Origin of the sequence: Halobacterium bonnevillei (genome assembly GCF_009831555.1) — an archaeon.
In the GTDB taxonomy this organism is placed as follows: Archaea; Halobacteriota; Halobacteria; order Halobacteriales; family Halobacteriaceae; genus Halobacterium; species Halobacterium bonnevillei.
In genome coordinates, this window is record NZ_WUUU01000231.1 from 1 (window position 1) to 3,708 (window position 3,708).

Consider the following 3,708-nt stretch of genomic DNA (forward strand, 5'->3'; position numbering starts at 1 on the left):
CGGGTCGTCGGGCGCCTTCGCGACCTTGGCGTACCCCCCCGAACAGTTCGTCGGCGCCCTGCCCGAGCGCGAGCCGGTCGAACCCGTCGCGCGCGGCGCGCTGCGCGACCAGATACAGCGGGAGCGCGATCTGGACGTCCATCGCGTTCGTGCGGCCGATCGCCCGCGCTACTTCGGGGACCGCTTCCTCGATTTCGTCCAGCGTCACGTCGTGGACGCGGAGGTCGTCGGTTCTGCCCATCGCTGCGGCGGACTCGCGCGCGGCGTCGATGTCCGCGCAGTCCCCGTAGCCGACCGCGTACAGCGGTGCGTCGAGTTCGGTGGCCACCAGCGCGGAGTCGAGGCCGCCGGAGAACGCGACTGCGAGGTCGTCGTCGTCGACTGCCAGTGCCGCGTCGAGTGCACCACGGACGCGTTCCACGGGCCGTTCGGCGTCGACCGGCGGGTCGGGAAGCCGCCAGGCTCGACGCGCCTCGCCGTCGGAGCGAACGTGGCCCGCGTCCAGAAGCGTCGGGTCCGAGAGGACACCAGGGTCGCGACTCCAGCCGCCGTCGTCGTCGTAACAGAGTTCGCGACCCAGTACGTCCCGGACCAGGCTGCCGTCCGGCAGTTCGCCCGCGAACCCGTACGTCCCAGGCAGGGGGTCGTCGTTGTCGAGTGCGTCCCGGACGGTCGCTTCGGACGCGCCGTACATCGCTCAGAGGAACTCCGCGAGCCGGTTCTTCACGCGGCGTTTCGCGCCGCCGGCGGCCTGCCGGAAGCTGATGTGCCACGGCGTGCGTTTGCCTTCCACGCTCGTCCGACCGTCCCGGATCGCGTCCAGAATCCCGTCGAGCGAGCGTTCCTCCGCGCCCACCCGCGTGACTGCCTGCCCCACCATCTCCGCGATGTGGGCGTCGCTCCCGGCGGTCATCGGGAGGTCGTGGGTTCGCGCGAACCGCTCGGCCTGTCGGTTCGCACGCCCGGTCAACAGCCGCGAGTTGTACACTTCGATGGCGTCGGCCGAGGCCAGTTCCTCCTGGGAGATGTTCGGCGCGACGCCGCTGCGAGAGGACTGGAACGGGTGGGGGACGATGGCGAGGCCGCCCCGCGACCGGATCTCCTCGAGAGTCTCCACGAACGGCCGCCCCGAGGGCACGGCCTCTTCGACGCCGATGGCGAGGACGTGGCCGTCGGCGCTCGTCACCTCCATGCCCGGGATGCCGATGAGGTCGTAGTCGGCGGCGAGTTCGGCGGCCTCGAGGCTCGCGTCGATCTCGTCGTGGTCCGTGACCGCGAGCGCGTCGAGCCCCACCGCCTGTGCCTGCTCGAGCAGCATCTCGACGGGGTCGCGGCCGTCGTAGGACAGCGCGGAGTGTGCGTGGAGTTCGACGGAAAGCACGCCTGGCAGTTACGCGGGGCCCGGCAAAAGCGCCCCGGTACGGCCGCGACCGGTCCAGGTCAGCGCCGCGCAGCGGCCAACGCCGCGCCCAGGATCGCTGCGACCGCCACGCCGACGCCGAAGCCGGGGGAGTCGCCGTTGGACGAATCCTCGGTCGTCGCCGCGACTGTCGTCGACCTCTGCGAGGCCGTGGTGCTCGGGCCCTCAGTCGTCTGTTGTGCCGTCGTGGCCGCTTCGTCCGTCGTCGCGGACTCGCTGGCTTCGTTGACCGTGAGGCGACTCACGTCGGATACCTGGTCGCCGTCGCCGCTCACGGTGAGCCGGTACGCGCCAGATGCCAGCGGCGGGTCGTGCAGTTCGTACTCCGAGACGTCCTCGACACTGTCCTGCCCGACAGCGGCGACCGTCGGCGTGTCGGTTCCGGCGTTCGGAACGTGGAACTCCACGGCGACCGCGCCGTCGTCGTCGTTGTCCACGAGCGTCGCGTTCAGGACGTATCCGCTACTCTTGCTGCCGACCTGGAGGCGCACAGACTCGCTGTCGTTCGTGTCGACTGCGATGACCGCCGTCCCGTCCTGGGTCGTCTCGTAGGGGCTGTTCTGGAACGCTGCGCCAGCGGTCGCGGCACTCCCGCCGATACTGGCGAGCGCGACGACTGCGATTATCGCCAGCACAACACGTCTAGTACTCGTCATTCCGGACGGACGTATCAGCCGGGGAGTACTAAACCCGCGTCTGGCTGAAAACGCGGCTTTACCCACGTACGTGCACATAGAAACGACTAAACGCCAACAGAGACGACACGAAGGTGAATGCCACTCGCCGACTCGGACCGACGCCTCGTCGAAGCGGAGCTCGGCCGCGACCCGACGCGGGCGGAGGCCGCCCTGTTCGAGAACCTCTGGAGCGAACACTGCGCGTACCGTTCCTCGCGCCCGCTGCTGTCGGCGTTCACGACCGACAGCGAGGACGTCGTCGTCGGGCCGGGCGACGACGCCGCCGTCGTCTCCGTTCCGGGCGCCGCAGACGCTGACGGCGACGACCTCTACCTCACGTTCGGCGTCGAGAGCCACAACCACCCGTCGTACGTCGACCCCTACGACGGCGCCGCGACGGGCGTCGGCGGCATCGTCCGCGACACGCTGTCGATGGGCGCCTACCCCATCGCGCTCGCGGACAGCCTCTACTTCGGCGCCCTGGACAGAGAGCACTCCCGGTACCTGCTCGACGGCGTCGTCGAGGGGATCAGCGACTACGGGAACGCCATCGGCGTCCCGACGGTCACGGGCAGCACGCAGTTCCACGAGGACTACGAGGGCAACCCGCTGGTGAACGTCGCCTGCGTCGGCCTGCTCAACGAGGACCGCCTCGTCACGGCCGCAGCGAAAGAACCCGGGAACAAACTCGTCCTCGTCGGGAACGCCACGGGCCGCGACGGCCTCGGCGGCGCGAGCTTCGCCAGCGAGGACCTCGCGGAGGACGCCGAAACCGAGGACCGCCCCGCGGTCCAGGTGGGCGACCCCTACACGGAGAAACTCCTCATCGAGGCGAACGAAGCCCTCCTCGACGAGGCCCTCGTCGCCGCCGCCCGCGACCTGGGCGCGGCCGGCCTCGGTGGCGCGTCCTCGGAGATGGTCGCGCAGGGCGACCTCGGCGCTCGCATCGACCTCGCGGACGTCCACCAGCGCGAACCCAACATGAACGCCCTGGAGATCCTGCTGGCGGAGTCCCAGGAGCGCATGTGCTACGAAGTCGAACCCGGCGACGTCGAGCGCGTCCAGGAGATCGCCGACCGCTTCGACCTCGGCTGTTCGGTCATCGGCGAGGTCACCGACGGCAACTACGTCTGCGAGTTCGAGGGTGACGTCGTGGTCGACGCGCCCGCGCAGTTCCTCGCGGACGGCGCGCCCATGAACGACCTCGAGCGCGTCGAACCCACCGAACCCGAGACGGACCTGCCGGACGTCACGCTCGACGCGGCCCTGGACGCGGTGCTGTCGAGTCCGAACACGGCGAGCAAGCGGTGGGTCTACCGCCAGTACGACCACGAGGTCGGGAACCGGACGCTGCGACGCCCCGGCGGGGACGGCGCGCTGCTCGCGCTGCACGAAGTCAGCGAGGCGCCCCCCGCTTCGGACCGGGCGAACGGCGACAGCGGCGAAACCGGCGGCTCCGAGACGGCGGTTGCGCTGTCGGCGGGCGCGAACCCGAACTGGACGGACGCCGACCCCTACGAGGGCGCGTACGCGACTGCCGTCGAGAACGCGACGAACCTGGCTGCCGTGGGCGCCGAGCCGCTCGCCGCTGTCGACTGTCTGAACGGCGGG

General features: G+C 70.4%; 4 protein-coding genes. 1 reads left to right on the forward strand and 3 read right to left on the reverse strand.

Annotated features, from left to right (window positions below; all coding sequences use genetic code 11):
• From GRX66_RS17330 to GRX66_RS17340, 3 genes are all read right to left on the reverse strand, one after another.
• The coding region (locus GRX66_RS17330; protein WP_233745626.1) for an asparagine synthase C-terminal domain-containing protein at positions 1-694 on the reverse strand (694 nt) is incomplete at its 3' end.
• 3 nt (positions 695-697) lie between these two features.
• Positions 698-1,381 carry a PHP domain-containing protein gene (locus GRX66_RS17335; protein WP_325064177.1) on the reverse strand — a complete coding sequence of 228 codons (684 nt, stop codon included), beginning with the start codon at positions 1,379-1,381 and terminating at the stop codon, positions 698-700.
• Between the two features lie 59 nt (positions 1,382-1,440).
• The gene (locus GRX66_RS17340; RefSeq protein ID WP_159527630.1) at positions 1,441-2,055 is read right to left on the reverse strand and encodes a DUF7827 domain-containing protein; all 615 of its coding nucleotides are present in this window, start codon (positions 2,053-2,055) and stop codon (positions 1,441-1,443) included.
• Positions 2,056-2,193: 138 nt separating this feature from the next.
• On the opposite strand from GRX66_RS17340, the gene purL reads away from it, so the two are divergent.
• Positions 2,194-3,708: phosphoribosylformylglycinamidine synthase subunit PurL (gene purL / locus GRX66_RS17345; RefSeq protein ID WP_159527631.1), on the forward strand; the 1,515-nt coding region annotated here is incomplete at its 3' end.